An 18026-nucleotide genomic window follows, 5' to 3' on the forward strand; every position below is an offset into this window, starting at 1 on the left:
CGTCAGAACGGCCGGAATACCGCCAGCAGAATAATCACCGCCACCACGACGATAATCAGCGTGGTGGCATTACGCACAGCGCCTGCGCCCTTCACCGCCTCACCGCCCGCCATCCGGCGTATCGTTGCAGAGAGAAAGCCGTGCAGCCCGGAAAGTACAATCACGGCCACGATCTTCACGACCAGCCAGAGATGCGGAAACTGACCGTGAGCGATAACCATGATCGCCCCGGCAATCCACAGCAGCAACATCGCGGGGGTGACGACTTTGCGGCTCCAGCGACGTACCGCCAGCAGCAACCCAGCCGTTGAGGTTTTATCACTTTGCAGCGCGCTCCAGCCGGCAACCACAGCCATCACCAACATGCCGCCAATCCAGACGATGGCGGAGACAATATGTAACGCATTGAGCCACGGGTGAAAGTTCATTATTTGACTCCAGTAGAAAGGGACAGGCAGCAGTCTGCCAGCAGCGCGGCGGGATGTCATGAACAATGCGCGGCATAACGTTAAAAAAGCCATGGTTATTGCCTTTTTACCGTATGCGGAAGCAATGAAAATTGGCAGAACTTGCTGATTTTCAGCAGATAACTGATGTGATATTACTCACATCTCTGCACATTGCCCATCAAGTCGAATTAATGTTCGAAAAATGATGAATTTGACAAATAATCGTTCACTTATGCGTATTCATTAAGACTTATCATTTTTTTAGAAGAAAAAAATACAACCGCAGTGTGATTATACTGACATTGCTAATGTGATGTTAAAAAAGAAGTTTATTGCCGGGAATTTCAGACCGTAGCGCAAAGTTTAGCCACTTATTTTCAAGACATATAACCATTAATGTTTGATAAACCAGTCCAATACACTACATTATAAGCAAAATAGCAGAACATATAGCTAATGACGTAATCCTACCCTATGATCCCAGTGGAAAAATCCATCTTTATTACATTGGTAAAATTTAACTCTGAATAACAAATACAATTACCGAGTAATGTAATGACAGAGATCTATGTAACAGAATATGTCAAAGGTATTGCCTGAAAGCCCAGGATAGTGAACATTACCCGCCGTTTCCCCTCCCAATATAACTATAAGCGTGATGAACTCTGGTTATTACGCGCTGAACACCCCCGTTAATATGGGATGTAAAAAAAGAGGTATATGTGTCAACTGCAAACAAACCAACCGAAAGCGTTAGCCTGAATGCTTTTAAACAACCGAAAGCGTTTTATCTGATTTTCTCGATCGAGTTATGGGAACGTTTTGGTTACTACGGCCTGCAAGGGATCATGGCCGTTTACCTGGTAAAACAGCTGGGTATGTCCGAAGCGGACTCGATTACGCTGTTCTCTTCCTTTAGCGCGTTGGTCTACGGCCTGGTCTCTATCGGCGGCTGGCTGGGCGATAAAGTCCTCGGTACCAAACGTGTGATTATGCTGGGCGCGATTGTGCTGGCGATCGGCTATGCACTGGTGGCATGGTCCGGCCATGACGCCGGTATCGTCTATATGGGTATGGCGGCTATCGCCGTCGGTAACGGGCTGTTCAAAGCCAACCCGTCTTCCCTGCTCTCTACCTGCTATGCCAAAGATGATCCGCGTCTGGACGGTGCATTTACCATGTACTACATGTCCGTTAACGTTGGCTCCTTCTTCTCTATGCTGGCAACGCCGTGGCTCGCCGCGAAGTTTGGCTGGAGCACGGCATTTGGTCTGAGCGTTGTCGGTCTGCTGATCACCATCGTTAACTTCGCCTTCTGCAAACGCTGGGTGAAAAATTACGGTTCAAAACCGGACTTCGCACCGGTGCGCATGGGTTACCTGCTGGCGACCATCGTCGGTGTCGCCGTGCTGATTGCTATCGCAACCTGGCTGCTGCACAACCAGGGGATCGCCCGTATGGTACTGGGTGTTGTTGCGCTGGGTATTATCTGCATCTTCGCGAAAGAGACGTTCGCCCTGCAAGGCGCTGCACGTCGCAAAATGATTGTGGCCTTCATTCTGATGCTTCAGGCGATCGTTTTCTTCGTCCTGTACAGCCAGATGCCGACGTCCCTGAACTTCTTTGCCATTCGCAACGTTGAACATACCCTGTTTGGCATCGCGTTTGAGCCGGAACAGTATCAGGCGCTGAACCCGTTCTGGATCATTATTGGTAGCCCGATTTTGGCCGCAATCTACAACAAAATGGGCGATACGCTGCCGATGCCGCATAAATTTGCGATCGGTATGGTATTGTGCTCCGGCGCGTTCCTGGTTCTGCCGCTGGGCACCAAATTCGCTTCCGATGCCGGTATCGTCTCCGTGAACTGGCTGATTGCAAGTTACGCGCTGCAAAGTATCGGTGAACTGATGATCTCCGGGCTGGGCCTGGCGATGGTTGCGCAGTTGGTACCGCAACGACTGATGGGCTTCATCATGGGTAGCTGGTTCCTGACGACTGCCGGTGCGAACATCATCGCAGGTTACGTCGCTAACCAGATGGCAATCCCGGAAAACGTGACCGACCCGCTGATGTCACTGGACATCTACGGTACTGTCTTCCTGCAGATTGGTATCGCCACAGCCGTGATTGCGGTGCTGATGATCCTGGCTGCACCGAAGCTGAACCGCATGACGCAGAGCGACGACAACGTGCGTGAAGCGTCGGAAACCGCAACAGCGTAATTGCTGCGGGGAACACGAAATATTCAGCCGCTAACCCAGGTTAGCGGCTTTTTTTTTATTCCGCGACGTAATAACCTAATGCCCGAAATTAACTATAAGGAAAGCATAATGAAACTGTTTTACAAGCCCGGCGCCTGCTCGCTTGCATCGCACATTGCCCTGCGTGAAACCGGTAAAGACGTGACGCTGGTCAGCGTCGACCTGATGAAAAAGCGCCTGGAAAATGGCGACGACTTTTTTGCCATTAACCCGAAAGGCCAGATCCCTGCGCTTCAACTTGATGACACCACGCTGGTGACGGAAGGCGTGGCAATCATGCAATATGTCGCCGACAGCGCACCGGACAGCCAGCTTCTGGCGCCGGTCGGTACGTTGCCGCGCTACAAAACGCTGGAGTGGCTAAACTTTGTCGCGACCGAGCTGCATAAAGGCTTCACGCCGCTTTTCCGCCCGGATACGCCTGAAGAGTACAAACCGACGGTTCGCGCTCTGCTGGAGAAAAAGCTGCAATACGTGGACCAGTCCCTGGCGAATAGCGAGTGGATCAGCGGCGCGCGCTTCACTATTGCTGATGGCTACCTGTTTACGGTGCTGCGCTGGGCGCGCGCAGTGAAACTGAACATGGAAGGCCTGAGCCATATCGACGCGTACATGGCGCGTGTTGCCGCTCGTCCGGCCGTTGCGGCCGCGATGGCAGCGGAAGGTATTCAGTAAGCACTGATGGCCCGCGTGCGTTTGCGCGCGGCATTAATGCCAGTAAGAGAAAGGCGGGAAAATCCCGCCTTTTTTATTACAGCAAGGTTGCGCTGAACAGATGTTCCGGTTTCGCGATCCTGTCCTGCGCTGCCACCACTTGCAGTTCGTACTCCTGCATGCCCTGAGTGGTCAGCATAATTTCATACACCGCAGCCGTTACATGCTCCAGCGCCTCACGTACCGATGCACCCTGCAGCAGCTTCACCAGTAACAGCCCGCTGGTGACATCGCCGACGCCAACCGGCTGACGCGCGCCGAAATCGACCAGCGGACGGCTGATGTGCCAGGCTTCCTGCGGCGTCACCAGCAGCATCTCAAAACGATCCGCGCTCAGACCGGCGCGCGCCAGATGTTTCACCAGAACAATTTGCGGCCCTTTCGCAATCAGTTCACGCGCGGCAGCGACCGCTTCCTGCACGCTATTCACTGCATGTTCGCAAAGGATCTCCAGCTCAATCAGATTAGGCGCAATGATATCGCTGGCCGGTAACGCGTGGCGCAGATGGAATTCGGCGACGCCCGGCGCAACGATGCACCCTTTTTCGGGATGCCCCATCACCGGATCGCAGAAATATTTCGCCTGCGGATTGGCGGCTTTTACCTGACGCACGATACCGAGAATATGTTCGCCCTGCTCCGCCGACCCGAGATAGCCGCTTAGTACCGCGTCACAGCGCTGTAGCTGATCAATAGCGGCGATGCCCTGCACAATCTCCGTCAGATGCGCGGGCGGCATGACGCTACCGGTCCATTTGCCGTACTGGGTGTGGTTAGAAAACTGCACCGTATTCAGCGGCCAGACATTGGCGCCAAGGCGGCGCATCGGAAATTCAGCCGCACTGTTCCCCGCATGCCCAAAGACCACATGCGATTGAATGGCGAGGATGTTCTTCATTTTTGTAGCCTTGCAATGACGGGACGAAAAAGAAGGGAGTGATTTCTCACTCCCCGGGATATGACGTGAATTATTTCCAGCAGATCAGGCAGTAATTTTTCTTACCGCGACGCAGCAGCGTGTAGCGACCAAACAGGCGATCGCTGTCGGCGAAGGTGTATTCCGGATCGGACTGTTTTTCACCGTTGATGGTGACCGCATTGGAGGCGATGGTTTTACGCGCCTGGCCGCGGGATGGTTGCAGCTCGGAATCGACCAGCGCCTGCATCAGATCCGCACCTTTTTCCATCTCGACCATCGGCACGCCATCCTGCGCCAGCTGTTCGAAATCCGCTTCGCTCAGATCGCTCAGCGTGCCGTTAAACAGGCTTTCGGTGATGCGTTTTGCGGCAACCAGCCCCTCTTCGCCATGCACCAGTCGCGTGACCTGCTCGGCCAGCACATACTGTGCGCGCGGTGCTTTACCGCTGTTCTTGTCTTCTTCTTCCAGCGCGTTAATTTCGGCGATATCCATAAAGGTGAAGAATTTCAGGAAGCGATAAACATCGGCATCGGCGGTGTTGATCCAGAACTGGTAGAACTTGTACGGGCTGGTTTTCTTCGGATCCAGCCAGACCGCGCCGCCTTCGGTTTTACCGAATTTGGTGCCGTCAGCTTTGGTGATCAGCGGAACCGTCAGGCCAAATACCTGATTCTGGTGCAGACGACGGGTCAGGTCGATACCGGAGGTGATGTTGCCCCATTGATCGGAACCGCCGATCTGCAACGCCACGCCGTGCAGCTTGTTCAGGCAGGCGAAGTCGTAACCCTGTAACAGGTTGTAGGAGAACTCGGTAAAGGAGATACCGACATCATCACGGTTCAGACGCTGTTTCACCGCTTCTTTGTTAATCATCTGGTTAACAGAGAAGTGTTTGCCGATATCGCGCAGGAAGGTCAGCACGTTCATATTGCCGAACCAGTCGTAGTTGTTCGCCGCAATTGCGGAGTTGTCACCGCAGTCGAAATCGAGGAACGGTGCCACTTGCCGGCGGATTTTATCCACCCACTCCTGCACGGTCTCTTCGGTATTCAGTTTGCGCTCGGTCGCTTTAAAGCTCGGATCGCCAATCAGCCCGGTAGCGCCGCCTACCAGCGCTACCGGCTTGTGGCCAGCCTGCTGGAAGCGTTTCAGGCATAACAATGGAACGAGATGCCCCAAATGCAAGCTGTCTGCGGTGGGATCGAAGCCGCAATAAAGCGCGATTGGCCCCTGCGCCAGTCGCTCTGCTAACGCTTCCTCATCCGTTACCTGAGCCACCAGGCCCCGCTCTTGCAATTGTTTAATCAAGTTACTGCTTGCCATCAAATTCTCCATGTATAAAACGGAACTGCACCTTTGCCGGTACACGACTTTTCGCCAGATGCGAAAGGATACTTCAGGGGGGCAGATAGCATAAAGCGCCGGAACACGGAGTACCAGCGCTTAACGCAACATTTTTCAGGGATTACGGAGCGAGACGATCAATTTTCCAGGCGTCATTTTCACGCTGGTATAAAAAACGATCGTGCAGACGGTTAGCGCCGCCCTGCCAGAACTCCATCTGCTCAATGCTGACGCGAAAACCTCCCCAGAAACTGGGCAGCGGAATTTCGCCCTGCTGGAACTTTTGCTTCAGTTCAAGAAACTTGCTTTCGAGGATACCGCGCGCGGAGATACGGCTGGATTGTTTAGAAACCCAGGCACCGATTTGACTGTCGCGCGGGCGGCTGTGAAAGTACTTCACCACTTCCAGCGTCGATAAGCGTTCTGCTTTACCGGTTACCATCACCTGACGTTCCAGCATATGCCACGGGAACAGCAGACTGACCGCCGGATTATGCTCAATATGGTGCGCTTTACGGCTACCAAGGTTGGTATAAAACACCAGCCCTTTTTCATCATAATGCTTGAGCAGCACGATGCGCTGATAAGGCTGACCGTTTTCATCCACCGTTGCTACCACCATGGCAGTCGGATCGACGAGCTGGGCCTCGCAGGCTTGCCCTAACCAGCGCTCAAAGAGTTTCAGCGGCTCTGCTGGCAGGTCGTTGCGGCGCAGACCGCCTTTTGTGTATTCACGGCGCAGATGCGCGATTTGCTGCAATTGATCGTTATCAGACATGGCGTTAGCAAAAAATAATCATCAGGGAGGGCTATTATGCGCCCCCCTGTGAAAATCTCAACGCTCTGGAATTAACTGACAGTTATTCAGCACGATGCGGTCACGTTTATAGACCGTCGCGCCGTTACCTTTCGACCAGAAAACATAAACGCCATCAGTATAGCGCGCGCCGGATGCCGATAACCCTTGTTGCAGCGTCAGTAGCTTGTCATCCCAGACGAAACTGGCCTGCTGGCGGGTACGGTTAATTTTCACGGTCAGGGGTTTTTCATCGCACTGGTAAACCAGCGTGTCGGTATGCATCCGTTCAACGAACTGGTTGTAATAACTACACCCGGCAAGCAGTGCGGGCAGGCAGGCAATCAGCAGTTTTTTCATTGGGTATCCCTGGACAGTCCTGGTCACGGAGGGCGAAACGCCCTCCTTAAATCCGGTCAGTCTAGCGATGTAACACCAAAGTAAAATTCGGTTAACTCTGATTCTGGCGTGGGTTCGCCGGATAGATGGCGCCAAGTACCGTCGGCGCAGAAGCCCCGGTCACCGACGGCAGATTGCCTGGTAACCCGGCGAGCGTTCGCCATGCCAGCCAGGCAAAAGCCAGCGCTTCCATATCATCACCGCTGATCCCCGCGTCATCCGTAGTGGAAACTTCGATACCCGGCAGCAGCGCCGCCAGACGCGCCATCAACAGCGGATTACGGCTGCCGCCGCCGCACACCAGCAGACGTTCACAACCGCCGCTCAGCAATACCTGTTCGGAAATGGTCACCGCCGTCAGTTCCGTCAGCGTTGCCTGGACATCGCTGGCGCTAATACCCGGGAAATGGACCAGGTGGCGCTCAAGCCAGCCATAGTTGAAATATTCGCGCCCGGTGCTTTTCGGCGGTATTGCCGCGAAGTAAGGATCGCTGAGCATATTTTGCAGCAACGGCAGCACCACTTTCCCTTCGCTTGCCCACTGAGCGTCTTTGTCATATGGCTTGCCCTTTTGTCGCCAAATCCAGGCATCCATCAGCATATTACCCGGCCCGGTATCATAGCCTCTGACCGGTTGACCGGGGATTAACAGCGACAGATTGGCAATGCCGCCAATATTGAGCACCATCCGTCGTTCAACCGGATGCGCCAGCAGCGCGTGGTGAAAAGCCGGAACCAGCGGCGCGCCCTGTCCACCCAGCGCCATATCGCGCCGACGAAAATCGCCGACCACCGTTACGCCAGTACGAGCGGCAATCTGATTGTTATCGCCTATTTGCAGCGTATGCGGTGCAACTCCCGTTGGTTCATGCCAGACCGTTTGCCCGTGGCAGCCAATCGCCACGATATCCTCCGGGTGCAGATGCTCGCGATCCATCAACGCCAGAACGGCATCAGCGAACAGTTTTCCCAGTTGCGTATCCAGCCGTCCCAGTTGTGAGAGCGTGAGCGGCTGCCCCTGGCAAATCGCGAGGATCGCCTCTTTCAGCGGCAGTGGAATAGGAAACGTAAGGCTTGCCTGCTGCGCGACCATGTTCTCATCGATGGCCGCCAGCACCACATCCACACCGTCCAGACTCGTTCCCGACATCACCCCAATGTAGCGACCCGATTTCATGCGCCTTCCTTAATTTGCGTAACTCAGGAGCAACACTCCACCATAAAGCAACCATTAACGCTATCGACTACAAACACTTTTTAACAATCCTGCCGTTTTACACTAAGTGAAATCCCATCAGGTCGCGTTTATAATCGCTTCGTTTAAATCTGGTTAAACAGACACCGGGTATTATTTTTGCCAGGATTAGGCAGAAGATACGACCTGGCATTGTAAAAATGCCATATAATTTAACCATGACGGATGCTCATAAGAGCATTTCATGGTGAACAGGAGATTCATAAATGATGTTACGTGCACTGGCAGTTTCGCTGATTGGTTTAACGTTGGCTGGTTGTGTCAACAACGATACGCTTTCCGGTGATGTTTACTCTGCCTCCGAAGCCAAACAAGTGCAAAATGTCACTTACGGCACCATTGTTCATGTCCGTCAGGTGCAGCTCCAGGGCGGCGATAACAGCAACGTTATTGGCGCGATTGGCGGCGCAGTGTTGGGTGGTTTCCTCGGTAATACCGTGGGTGGCGGCACTGGTCGTTCTCTGGCTACCGCAGCAGGCGCGGTTGCAGGCGGCGTAGCGGGTCAATCCGTTCAGGGTTCTCTGAACAAAACTCAGGGCGTTGAGCTGGAAATTCGTAAAGACGACGGTAACACCATCATGGTGGTGCAGAAACAGGGCAATACCCATTTCTCTGCGGGCCAGCGCGTCGCGATGGCCAGCAACGGCAGCCAGGTAACGGTCTCTCCGCGCTAAGCAGGAGGCTGGTTGTTGCAGTTGCGATCACCTTCAGACATAAAAAAGCCTTGCGATGCAAGGCTTTTTCAATTCAATCCCGCGACTGTAGCTCAAGGATATTTTGCTCCAGCCGGGCAATCATCTTGATTAACAGATCCAGTTCTTCCGCAGAGATCCCGGAAAGAATTTCACCCCGGGTTTTGCGAATTACTGTCTCCATTTCATCGATAATCGGTGCTGCTTTTTCCGTCAATTTGATCCGTTTTGCCCGGCGATCGCTGGCGCATGTCTGGCGAGAAATAAGACCTTTCTCCTCCAGTTGGTCAAGCGTACGCACCAGCGAAGGCTGCTCAATGCCAATCGCTTTAGCCAGTTGAATTTGCGACTGCTCGGGCGGCAACTGATGAATATTGTGCAGCGTTACCCAGTGAGTCTGCGTTAATTCCAGAGGTTTCAGGCGATGGTCAATCAAAGCGCGCCATACGCGCACTAAGCGTGCCAGATCAGAACCTAATGGCGATTCCAATTTCATCTCCTTATAATTAGCTTGCTAACTTATTATACTCATTTTAAAATAGTTTGCAGTATTTGTATTGGTAAAACAAATGTATTGCTGTCCCGGTCAAGTAGTTTGCGAAGTCGCTCCCAGCTCTGACGTGGCATCTTTATCTCTTTTCTTACCGTTAAGCCCTGCCCGGCGATCCGTTTGACTGTACAGGACCCATAAACGTGAAGTGGAATTCGAGTTCGCTGGATTTACCCCTCCAGGACCTGATTTTCGGCGCATCAGTCTATTTCCCGCCTGTTTTTAAAGTCGTGATGCTTGGCTTTCTGCTGTGGCTTGTCGCCCACCGTTTGTTGCGCGAGTGGATCTACGCTGGCGAGATCTGGCACCCCATTCTGATGGATCTTTCCCTGTTTGTTATTGCGCTGAGTCTCGCGCTCGGCTTGCTCATCGTGTGGTAATTATTCATCTGAAATCCCTTAAATATTTCTCCACTTTGCTGGTACTGGCCGTGGCCATTGTCGCGGCGTGGTGGATGTGGAACTACTACATGCAAACCCCCTGGACGCGGGATGGGAAAGTTCGCGCCGAACAGGTCAGTATTACGCCGCAGGTTTCCGGCACGATTACCATGCTGGCGGTGAAAGATAATCAGCTCGTCAAAGCCGGGCAATTGCTGTTCCGCATCGATGACACGCCATACCACATCGCCGTTCTGAACGCCGAAGCGCAGTTGGCAAAAGCGCAAACCGATCTGGCAAAAGCCAGTAATGAAGCCAACCGCCGCCGCCACCTGTCGCAAAATTACATCTCCGCAGAAGATCTCGATACCGCCAATATTGGTGTTAAAGCTGCACAGGCGGGCGTTGCAGTCGCCGAAGCGCAGCTCGCACAGGCAAAATGGCAACTGGCGCAGACCACCGTCAGCGCGCCGGTGGATGGCTGGGTCACGAATCTTTCGGCGCGCACGGGCAATTACGCCACCGCCGGACAGCCAGTCTTCGCCCTTGTCGATAGCCATTCGTTTTATGTCATGGGTTATTTTGAAGAGACCAAACTGCGCCATATTCATGAAGGCGCCGCCGCGAAAATCGTCCTCTACAGCAGTAATGTTACGTTACAGGGTCACGTATCCGGTATTGGTCGTGCGATCTACGATCAGAGCGTTGAGACGGACAGCGGCCTGGTCCCGGACATCAAACCAAATGTACCCTGGGTGCGGCTGGCGCAGCGCGTGCCGGTACGTATTCAGTTTGATAAATTGCCCGACGGTCTGACGCTGGTTTCCGGCACTACCTGTACCGTGGCAATTGGCGAACAACCATGAAATCCCCTGCCTGGCTGTGGCAAAACCTGCCGTGGGTGAAAGCCACGCCTGCGCAGTGGCGCTATGCATTGCGCAACGGGGTCGCCATGTGTCTGGCGCTTACGGTGGCTTATTATCTCGATCTGGATCAACCCTACTGGGCGATGACGTCCGCCGCAGTGGTCAGTTTTCCCACTGTTGGCGGCGTGATCAGCAAAAGTCTTGGCCGTATTGCCGGTAGCCTGCTCGGTGCCAGCGCCGCGCTGATTATTGCCGGGCAAACGCTGAATGATCCGTGGTTGTTTCTGTTTGCCATGGCCGGCTGGATTGCCTTTTGTACCTGGGCTTGCGCGCAATTTACCAATAATGTCGCTTACGCATTTCAGCTTGCTGGCTATACCGCCGCGATTATCGCTTTCCCGGCGATCAACATTACCGATACCACCGAACTGTGGGATATCGCCCAGGCGCGCGTGTGTGAAGTGATTTTAGGTATATTGTGCGGCGGTTTTATGATGATGGTGATGCCCGGCACGGCGGACGGCGTCACGTTACTGGTGACATTAAAAAAGATGCATGCCCGTTTGCTTGAGCATGCCAGCCTGCTGTGGCAACCGGAAACAACCGATGCTATTCGCGCCGCCCATGAAAGTGTCATCGGGCAGATTCTTACCACCAATCTGCTGCGCATTCAGGCTTTCTGGAGCCACTACCGTTTTCGTCGGCAGAACGCCTTGCTTAGCTGGCTGCTGCACCAGCAACTGCGTATGACCAGCGTGATCTCCAGCCTGCGCCGCATGCTGCTTAACTGGCCGGACGCGCCAGCCAATTTGCGCCCGACAGTAGAAGAATTATTGGCCGCGCTGGCCAGGCCGAACGCGGACGCGCTGACCATCGCCAGGATAATCGCCCCTCTTGCGCCTGGCGAGCAGGATGATTACCGCCACCACGCATTCTGGCAGCGCTTACGCTATTTTTGCCGCCTCTATCTGGACAGCAACCGCTGGCTGGCACGTGTCGAGAACGCAACGCCGATCAGTGTCTATACGCCGCCGCGCAGCCCGGCGTTAATGCGCTATACCGATAATGCCGAGGCGCTGTGGAGCGGTATTCGTACTTTCTGCGCGCTGGCTCTGGTGGGCGCCTGGAGCATTAATACGCAGTGGGAATATGGCGCGGCGGCGCTGACGCTGGCGGCAATCAGCTGCGTGCTCTATTCGGTGTCGCCTGCGCCTTTTAACTCGCTGACGCTGCTGCTGCGCACATTGCTGCTGCTGTCGCTGTTCAGTTTTGTGGTGAAATTTGGCCTGATGGTGCAGATAAGCGAGCTGGGTTCATTTTTGCTGTTCCTGTTTCCGCTGCTGACGACCATGCAACTGCTGAAATTGCAACTCCCCAAACAGGCCGGGCTGTTGGGACAGTTGATCGTCTTTATGGGCTCGTTTATCGCGGTGACCAATCCGCCTGCTTATGATTTCGCCGATTTTTTAAATGACAATCTGGCGAAAATCCTCGGCGTTGCGCTGGCCTGGCTGTTGTTTGCCGTGCTGCGTCCGGGTTCCGATGCGCGCAAAAGCCGCCGCCATATCCGTACATTGCGGCGTAATTTTGTCGATCAACTCAGTCGGGTACCGCAACTGAGCGAAGATGCGTTCGAGTCCGTGGTCTATCATCACATCAGCCAGTTGAGCAACAGCCAGGATGCGCTGGCGCGGCGTTGGTTATTGCGTTGGGGAGTGGTGCTGCTGAATTGCTCGCATGTGGTGTGGCAACTTCGCGAGTGGGAAATTCGTTCCGATGTGCTGGCAAACGTGCGTGATATCTGCATTGCGTTATTGCGCGATGTAATGAGTGAGCGTGGCGTTCAGCAACGAACGCTGTCCGCCACGCAGGCGGAGTTACAACATATTTGTGTGACGCTGGGAAAACATCATCAGCCTGCGGCGCGCGAACTGGCGTCGGTTATCTGGCGTCTTTACTGTTCGCTTTCCCAGCTGGAGCAAGCGCCGCCCGAAGGCACGCTTATCGAACGAATCACTTGATGACGCCACAGGCATAACGCGCCCCGCCTCCACCCAGCGGTTTTGGTTGATCGGACATATTATCGCCGCCGACATGAATCATCAGCGCTTTATCTTTCACGTCATCCAGCTTTTTCAGCCGCGGTGCCATCACCGGATCGGTCGCTTTACCGTCGTTATTGACTACCAGCACCGGCAGATCGCCTAAATGTCCGACGCCCTCCGGCCCTTCATGTTTACCCGTATGTTGCGGATCAAGGTGGCCGCCTGCAGCCTCAGCGGCAGAGGCTTTCCCCTCCTTCATAGCGGGCTCACAACTGCCTTTCGCGTGGACGTGAAAGCCGTGCTCGCCAGGCGGCAGGGCTTTCAGATCCGGCGCAAATTCCAGCCCTTTGTCCGTTTCACTGATTTTCACGCTGCCGATCGACTGCCCAATGCCCTGGGCAGTGACGAGATGCATCTCGACGTCTTCACTGGCGGCCTGCGCCCCCGTACAGACCAACAGCGCCAGCATTGCCAGACTAAAACGCTTCATATGACCTCCTTTGATATACGTTTACCCTGTCAGTTTAAACCAGGATGAACGATTTCACCGGGAGGCCTTTGCTTATGGCACGTCGTAGCCCAACGCCGCTTTGCGGATGCGGAACCACTGCTGGCGAGTCATCTGCAGCTCCAGCGCGCCAAGCGCTGATTTAACGCGTTCAATTTTGCCGGAACCGATAATCGGCAGCGGCGACGATGGCAGACGCATGACCCACGCGTAAACCACCTGTTCGATAGTTTCCGCGTTCAGCTCGCGTGCAACATTCGCCAGCTCATCGCGCAACGGTTGAAAAGCAGGATCATTAAACAGGCGACCGCCACCCAGGCACGACCAGGCCATCGGGCGAATGCGCAGTTGTTGCAGTTGATCCAGTGTGCCATCAAGAAGCAGCGGCTGATGTACCGGGGAGATCTCCACCTGGTTGGTCGCCAGCGTAAACGGCAGCCGCGATTGCAACAGTGAGAACTGCGCCGGGGTGAAGTTGGAAACGCCAAAGTTGCGCACTTTACCGCTCTGGTGCAGATGCAGGAACGCCTCTGCCACTTCATCGGCATCCATCAGCGGGTCGGGACGGTGAATCAGTAGCAGATCGAGATGATCGATAGCCAGATTACTCAGCGACTGTTCCGCGCTTTTGATGATGTGGTCGCGATCGGTGATGTAATGACCAAGCACATTTTCCGCTTTTGCGGTGGTCGCAATACCGCATTTGCTGACGACTTCCATCCGCTCACGCAAATGCGGAGCCAGTTTCAGCGCGTCACCAAACGCGGCTTCGCACTGATAGCCGCCATAAATATCGGCATGATCGACAGTCGTGATGCCCAGATCGAGATGTGCCTCGATAAAACTCACCAACTGGCGCGAGGACATATTCCACTCCATCAAACGCCAGTAACCCATCACAAAACGAGAGAACTCCGGGCCTTGCGGCGCAAGAGCAATACGTTGAACCATAATGGTATCCTCAAAGGTCATTTTCCTGTGAGTATACGCATTTTCAGGATCAAAAAAGTGAAGGTTGCTGAGGTTCTTCCGGGGGAAGGGATTTGTTTGCGCGCATTTTGCGCAGCCAGCGCTGACGGCACAGGCGGAGCACCTCTTGCTTTTGTCCGTCGCTCATATTTTGCCAGTTGAAACGCTCATCGCGGCTACGCATGCAGCCACGGCAAAAGCCCCGCTCATCTGACTGGCAGATGCCGCGACACGGACTCTGGACAGGAAAAAACTCCAGTTGTTCAGGCACGGTCGTCTCCGTTAATGCATGCACTCTCTCTATTGAAGACTGCTCATTGATAACGTGCAAGCCCTAAAGCGCATTGATTGCCACTTGCAGTGGACCGATCGGTCTAGTAGAGTGGCGCGATGAGCAGAAATACCGAACACGACACGCGCGAACACTTACTGGCTACCGGCGAGCAACTTTGCATGCATCGCGGGTTCACTGGTATGGGCCTGAGCGAATTATTGAAAACAGCAGAAGTGCCGAAAGGCTCGTTCTACCACTATTTTCGCTCAAAAGAGGCGTTTGGCGTGGCGTTACTTGAGCGTCACTATGCGGGTTACCACCAGCGGCTGGCTACCCATTTCGCCAGCGGGCCGGGAAATTATCGTGACAGGCTGCTGGCGTACTATCAGGAGACACTGCATCAGTTTTGCCAGCAGGGGATTATCAGTGGTTGCCTGACGGTGAAACTCTCTGCGGAAGTGTGCGATCTGTCGGAGGATATGCGCGCCGCGATGGACAAAGGCGCAAGCGGTGTTATCGCCCTGCTTGCGCAAGCGCTGGAAAAAGGGCGAGAAGATCGTAGCCTTACCCTTTCCGGCGATGCGCTGACGCAAGCGCAGGTGCTGTATGCTTTATGGCTGGGCGCCAATTTGCAGGCCAAGATTTCTCGCAGTGCCCTGCCGCTGGAAAGCGCGCTGGCGCATGCGAAAAACATTATCGCTATGCCTGTGTAATATCAGGCTTTTTTATTTCACATTTTACTAGTCGACCGGTCTATTCAGGAGTTGTTATGTCCAGTAAATTATTCACGCCGCTGAAAGTGGGCGCAATTACCGTTCCAAACCGTGTTTTTATGGCTCCACTGACGCGTCTGCGCAGCATTGAGCCGGGCGATATCCCGACGCCGCTGATGGCGGAATATTACCGTCAACGCGCCAGTTCTGGCCTGATCATCAGCGAAGCCACGCAAATCTCCGCACAGGCGAAAGGTTACGCAGGCGCGCCGGGCCTGCACAGCGCCGAACAAATCGCTGCGTGGCAGAAAATTACCGATGCCGTACACCGTGAAAACGGCCGTATTGCGGTTCAACTGTGGCACACCGGTCGCATCTCACACAACAGCTTGCAACCGGGCGGCGCAGCGCCTGTCGCGCCTTCGGCTATCAGCGCGGGCACCCGCACTTCGCTGCGTGATGCTAATGGTAACGCTACCCGCGAAGATACCTCTATGCCGCGCGCACTGGAGACCGCCGAAATTCCGGGTATCGTTAACGATTTCCGCCAGGCCGTTGCGAATGCACGTGAAGCGGGTTTTGACCTGGTCGAACTGCACTCTGCCCACGGCTACCTGCTGCATCAATTCCTGTCGCCATCTTCTAACCATCGTACCGATCAGTACGGCGGTAGCGTGGAAAACCGCGCCCGTCTGGTGCTGGAAGTGGTTGATGCCGTGAGCAAAGAGTGGGGAGCCGATCGCATCGGGATCCGCGTTTCGCCGATTGGCACATTCCAGAATGTGGATAATGGCCCGAACGAAGAAGCGGATGCGCTGTATCTGATTGAAGAACTGGGTAAACGTGGGATTGCTTACCTGCATATGTCCGAACCGGACTGGGCGGGCGGCAAGCCATACACCGATGCGTTCCGTGAAAAAGTGCGTGCGCGCTTCCACGGCCCGATCATCGGCGCTGGCGCTTACACCATCGAGAAAGCAGAGGCACTGCTCGAAAAAGGTTTGATCGATGCCGTAGCCTTTGGTCGCGCGTATATCGCCAACCCGGACCTGGTGAAACGTCTGCAACTGAAAGCGGAACTGAACCCGCAGCGCCCGGAAAGCTTCTACGGCGGCGGCGCAGAAGGCTATACCGATTACCCGTCTCTGTGATCCTCGGATTGTTCATTTGATAGCGGCGGGTTTACGCCGCTATACTAAAACGATGTTTCTAACTGGAACGTTAATTCATTTATAAAAGAGGACATCATGCGCTTACTTCACACCATGCTTCGTGTTGGCAACCTGCAACGCTCCATCGACTTCTATACCAAAGTGCTGGGCATGAAGCTGCTGCGTACCAGCGAAAATCCGGAATATAAATACTCGCTGGCCTTTGTGGGTTACGGCCCGGAAACCGAAGAAGCGGTCATCGAGTTGACTTACAACTGGGGCGTCGAGAGCTATGAGCTGGGCACCGCCTACGGTCACATCGCGCTGAGCGTGGAAAATGCCGCAGAGTCCTGCGAAGCGATCCGCAAAAACGGCGGTAACGTAACCCGCGAAGCGGGTCCGGTTAAAGGCGGTACCACCGTTATCGCCTTTGTTGAAGATCCGGACGGTTACAAAATCGAACTGATCGAAGAGAAGCACGCCGGTCACGGCCTGGGTAATTGATCCCTTCGGGCGCACTTTGCGCCCGCTGTTTTACATCCCTTCGCAAAATTTGCCATAATGCGCTGCCATTTTCCCGTATCAAGAGATCCTGATGTCCGATAACGCTCAACTTACTGGCCTGTGCGACCGTTTTCGCGGTTTTTATCCTGTCGTGATTGATGTTGAAACTGCCGGCTTTAACGCCAAAACCGACGCACTGCTGGAAGTCGCCGCCATTACGCTGAAAATGGATGAACAAGGCTGGCTGATGCCTGACAGCACCCTGCATTTCCACGTTGAGCCTTTCGAAGGCGCAAATCTGCAACCGGAAGCGCTGGCCTTTAACGGTATTGATCCCTCGAATCCACTGCGCGGCGCGGTAAGCGAACATGATGCGCTGCATGCCATTTTCAAAATGGTGCGCAAAGGCATTAAAGATCAAAACTGCAATCGCGCTATTATGGTGGCGCATAATGCCACCTTCGATCACAGCTTTATGATGGCCGCCGCCGAACGCGCGTCGCTGAAGCGCAATCCTTTCCACCCGTTTGTCACCTTTGATACCGCATCACTGAGCGGGCTGGCGCTGGGGCAAACTGTGCTGTCAAAAGCCTGCGCCGCCGCGGGTATTGCCTTTGACGCCTCGCAGGCGCATTCGGCGCTGTACGATACGGAACAAACCGCCCTGCTGTTTTGCGAAATCGTGAACCGCTGGAAGCGTCTGGGTGGATGGCCATTGCCGCTCGCCGATGATTCACAGGCATAAAAAAAGCGACCGCAGGGTCGCTTTTTTATTGGCGGAAACTTATTCCGCAGCCGGCTCGTCTTTATGGTTTGCCGCCGCTTCTTTAATCAGCGATTGCAGTTCGCCGCGCTGATACATCTCAATGATGATATCGCAGCCGCCGACCAGTTCGCCTTCAACCCACAGCTGCGGGAAGGTTGGCCAGTTAGCGTATTTTGGCAGTTCTGCGCGAATGTCCGGGTTTTGCAGGATATCGACATACGCGAAACGCTCGCCACAAGCAGACAGCGCCTGCACAGCCTGGGCGGAGAAGCCGCAGCTCGGCAGCTTCGGGGAGCCTTTCATATACAGCAGAATCGGGTTTTCAGCGATTTGACGCTGGATTTTCTCAAGGGTTGTGCTCATTGTCTTACTTCCTTCAACTTCTTCTACGGCTGAGATCTGACATTGTAACGGTTCAGACAAGCAACGGAAAATAACATTTTATTCACCGTTCATTATTTTATCGT

Annotated in this window: 21 protein-coding genes; 10 read left to right on the plus strand and 11 right to left on the minus strand. The window is 54.3% G+C overall.

Translation table 11 applies throughout. The features are described from left to right. Positions 1-2: 2 nt before the first annotated feature. On the minus strand, positions 3-428 hold the full coding sequence (locus DK872_RS00340; RefSeq protein WP_071920697.1) for a CopD family protein: 426 nt from the start codon (positions 426-428) through the stop codon (positions 3-5). A 743-nt stretch (positions 429-1171) separates the two neighbouring features. Here DK872_RS00340 and dtpA point away from each other — a divergent pair. Next, positions 1172-2674: a dipeptide/tripeptide permease DtpA gene (dtpA, locus tag DK872_RS00345; RefSeq protein WP_161517853.1), complete on the plus strand. Its 1503-nt coding sequence runs from the start codon at positions 1172-1174 to the stop codon at positions 2672-2674. 108 nt (positions 2675-2782) lie between these two features. Then, on the plus strand, positions 2783-3388 hold the full coding sequence (gene gstA / locus DK872_RS00350) for a glutathione transferase GstA (RefSeq protein ID WP_007374783.1): 606 nt from the start codon (positions 2783-2785) through the stop codon (positions 3386-3388). A 76-nt stretch (positions 3389-3464) separates the two neighbouring features. Here the strand turns inward: gstA and pdxY are convergent, their stop codons facing one another. The 5 genes from pdxY to anmK form a co-directional block, all read right to left on the minus strand. Further along, positions 3465-4325: a pyridoxal kinase PdxY gene (gene pdxY, locus DK872_RS00355; RefSeq protein ID WP_007374782.1), complete on the minus strand. Its 861-nt coding sequence runs from the start codon at positions 4323-4325 to the stop codon at positions 3465-3467. A 70-nt stretch (positions 4326-4395) separates the two neighbouring features. After that, positions 4396-5670, minus strand: coding sequence for a tyrosine--tRNA ligase (gene tyrS, locus DK872_RS00360; RefSeq protein ID WP_007374781.1), 1275 nt, complete (start codon positions 5668-5670; stop codon positions 4396-4398). A gap of 142 nt (positions 5671-5812) precedes the next feature. Then, the gene (pdxH, locus tag DK872_RS00365) at positions 5813-6469 is read right to left on the minus strand and encodes a pyridoxamine 5'-phosphate oxidase (RefSeq protein WP_007374780.1); all 657 of its coding nucleotides are present in this window, start codon (positions 6467-6469) and stop codon (positions 5813-5815) included. A 57-nt stretch (positions 6470-6526) separates the two neighbouring features. Continuing rightward, on the minus strand, positions 6527-6847 hold the full coding sequence (gene mliC, locus DK872_RS00370) for a C-type lysozyme inhibitor (RefSeq protein ID WP_007374779.1): 321 nt from the start codon (positions 6845-6847) through the stop codon (positions 6527-6529). A gap of 91 nt (positions 6848-6938) precedes the next feature. Further along, positions 6939-8063: an anhydro-N-acetylmuramic acid kinase gene (gene anmK, locus DK872_RS00375; RefSeq protein WP_007374778.1), complete on the minus strand. Its 1125-nt coding sequence runs from the start codon at positions 8061-8063 to the stop codon at positions 6939-6941. A 284-nt stretch (positions 8064-8347) separates the two neighbouring features. On the opposite strand from anmK, the gene slyB reads away from it, so the two are divergent. Beyond that, complete coding sequence (slyB, locus tag DK872_RS00380) at positions 8348-8815, plus strand: outer membrane lipoprotein SlyB (RefSeq protein WP_007374777.1); 468 nt, start codon at positions 8348-8350, stop codon at positions 8813-8815. Positions 8816-8888: 73 nt separating this feature from the next. Here slyB and slyA read toward each other — a convergent pair whose 3' ends face one another. Then, positions 8889-9329 carry a transcriptional regulator SlyA gene (gene slyA, locus DK872_RS00385; protein WP_035889248.1) on the minus strand — a complete coding sequence of 147 codons (441 nt, stop codon included), beginning with the start codon at positions 9327-9329 and terminating at the stop codon, positions 8889-8891. A gap of 197 nt (positions 9330-9526) precedes the next feature. Between slyA and DK872_RS00390 the strand changes: the two genes are divergently transcribed. Genes DK872_RS00390 through DK872_RS00400 form a run of 3 tightly spaced genes read left to right on the plus strand, consistent with a single transcriptional unit; the run spans position 9527 to position 12650 of the window. Next, positions 9527-9763, plus strand: a complete 237-nt coding sequence (locus DK872_RS00390) for a DUF1656 domain-containing protein (protein WP_007374775.1) — start codon at positions 9527-9529, stop codon at positions 9761-9763. Positions 9764-9765: 2 nt separating this feature from the next. Continuing rightward, complete coding sequence (locus DK872_RS00395) at positions 9766-10629, plus strand: HlyD family secretion protein (RefSeq protein ID WP_161518138.1); 864 nt, start codon at positions 9766-9768, stop codon at positions 10627-10629. Continuing rightward, complete coding sequence (locus DK872_RS00400; protein ID WP_007374773.1) at positions 10626-12650, plus strand: FUSC family protein; 2025 nt, start codon at positions 10626-10628, stop codon at positions 12648-12650. The genes DK872_RS00395 and DK872_RS00400 overlap by 4 nt, the downstream gene beginning before the upstream one ends. Here DK872_RS00400 and sodC read toward each other — a convergent pair. The 3 genes from sodC to DK872_RS00415 all read right to left on the minus strand — a co-directional run bounded on the left by sodC (position 12643) and on the right by DK872_RS00415 (position 14422). Next, positions 12643-13164 (minus strand): superoxide dismutase [Cu-Zn] SodC, encoded by a 522-nt coding sequence (gene sodC / locus DK872_RS00405; RefSeq protein WP_035889244.1) that lies wholly within the window; start codon positions 13162-13164, stop codon positions 12643-12645. The genes DK872_RS00400 and sodC overlap by 8 nt on opposite strands. 72 nt (positions 13165-13236) lie before the next feature. After that, positions 13237-14133 carry an aldo/keto reductase family oxidoreductase gene (locus DK872_RS00410; protein WP_007374771.1) on the minus strand — a complete coding sequence of 299 codons (897 nt, stop codon included), beginning with the start codon at positions 14131-14133 and terminating at the stop codon, positions 13237-13239. A 49-nt stretch (positions 14134-14182) separates the two neighbouring features. Then, positions 14183-14422: a DUF1289 domain-containing protein gene (locus tag DK872_RS00415; protein WP_035889243.1), complete on the minus strand. Its 240-nt coding sequence runs from the start codon at positions 14420-14422 to the stop codon at positions 14183-14185. Between the two features lie 119 nt (positions 14423-14541). Here DK872_RS00415 and DK872_RS00420 point away from each other — a divergent pair, with 119 nt between their 5' ends. The 4 genes from DK872_RS00420 (at position 14542) to rnt (ending at position 17538) form a co-directional block, all read left to right on the plus strand. Further along, positions 14542-15138: a TetR/AcrR family transcriptional regulator gene (locus tag DK872_RS00420; RefSeq protein ID WP_035889241.1), complete on the plus strand. Its 597-nt coding sequence runs from the start codon at positions 14542-14544 to the stop codon at positions 15136-15138. A gap of 56 nt (positions 15139-15194) precedes the next feature. Then, positions 15195-16289 (plus strand): alkene reductase, encoded by a 1095-nt coding sequence (locus DK872_RS00425; protein ID WP_035889239.1) that lies wholly within the window; start codon positions 15195-15197, stop codon positions 16287-16289. Between the two features lie 96 nt (positions 16290-16385). Continuing rightward, entirely contained in the window at positions 16386-16793 is a 408-nt protein-coding gene (gene gloA / locus DK872_RS00430; protein ID WP_007374767.1) for a lactoylglutathione lyase, read from the plus strand. Between the two features lie 91 nt (positions 16794-16884). After that, the gene (rnt, locus tag DK872_RS00435) at positions 16885-17538 is read left to right on the plus strand and encodes a ribonuclease T (protein ID WP_007374766.1); all 654 of its coding nucleotides are present in this window, start codon (positions 16885-16887) and stop codon (positions 17536-17538) included. Positions 17539-17577: 39 nt separating this feature from the next. Here the strand turns inward: rnt and DK872_RS00440 are convergent, their stop codons facing one another. Beyond that, positions 17578-17922: a Grx4 family monothiol glutaredoxin gene (locus tag DK872_RS00440; RefSeq protein WP_007374765.1), complete on the minus strand. Its 345-nt coding sequence runs from the start codon at positions 17920-17922 to the stop codon at positions 17578-17580. Positions 17923-18026: the final 104 nt, after the last annotated feature.

The organism is Kosakonia sp. MH5, from assembly GCF_009935945.1.
Classification (GTDB): Bacteria; Pseudomonadota; Gammaproteobacteria; order Enterobacterales; family Enterobacteriaceae; genus Kosakonia; species Kosakonia radicincitans.